The following is an 839-nucleotide window of genomic DNA, read 5'->3' as shown; positions in this document are numbered from 1 at the left end:
GGGCACGGCGGGTGCGGTCGCCGATGAGCTGACGCAGCATCCGCTGCGCCATCTCGATGTCGACGACGGTACCGCCGTTCACCGGCCGGACGACGCGGATGTAGTCGGGGGTGCGCCCGGTCATCTTCTCCGCGAACTCGCCGACCGCGATCAGCGCTCCGGTACGGGTGTTCACGGCGGCGACGGACGGCTGGTCGACGACCAGGCCGGCGCCCTTGATGTACACCCGGGTGCGGGCCGCGCCCAGGTCGACGGCGAAGTGGCAGCGGCGCAGCTGCTCCAGACTGGCGGTCACGGCAGTTCCTCCCGAGTGCGCGGCCGGAGGCCCGCCGATCGGCGGGCCTCTTCGCATCGTGCGCGCCGGGCGGGAGCGGCGCCCTTTCTGGGGGGCCGGGCGAGGGGCCGCCGAACGGGGGTCCCGTCCGGCGGCAGCCGCGAGCAGGGGAGGAACTGCCCCAAAGGGCAGCTCCGCTGCACGGTGCGGCAGACGTCCGGGCAGAGAGCGGGGCTGTGGGCGCCGAACGGCGGAGTGGGGGCCGGGATTCTCCTGATAATGCTTCAGAACCCCAGGCCGCGACGGGCGACGGCCCCGACGTTCCGAAGAGGCGATCCTGTGAGTCACGAGAAGCCCCGCCCTGCTCAGCGGGGGAACGAGCACGGGCCGGCGCCCTTGCGGCCCGCTCCGTCCGCGCGACGGACGGTGTCCCCGCAGGCGGGACTGAGAGGGCTCCAGACGAGCGCCGGGAACGCGGCCGTCGTCCAGCTGCTGCGGCAGGCCGGTCACCTGGGCGACGAGGAGCCGCACGCGCCGGTGCAGCGGTCGGCCGTGCACGACGTCC

1 protein-coding gene is annotated in these 839 nt (G+C 74.4%); it reads right to left on the bottom strand.

Features of this window, described 5'->3' with window-relative positions; all coding sequences use genetic code 11:
* Nucleotides 1–295 (bottom strand): rod shape-determining protein (locus LPA54_RS33380; RefSeq protein WP_228984470.1); only part of this gene is annotated, 295 nt, incomplete at its 3' end.
* Nucleotides 296–839: the final 544 nt, after the last annotated feature.

This window comes from Streptomyces sp. DH12, from assembly GCF_020873895.1.
Lineage (GTDB): Bacteria > Actinomycetota > Actinomycetes > Streptomycetales > Streptomycetaceae > Streptomyces.
Note: the sequence above shows the minus strand (reverse complement) of the source record. Positions and strands in the feature narration are given on the sequence as shown.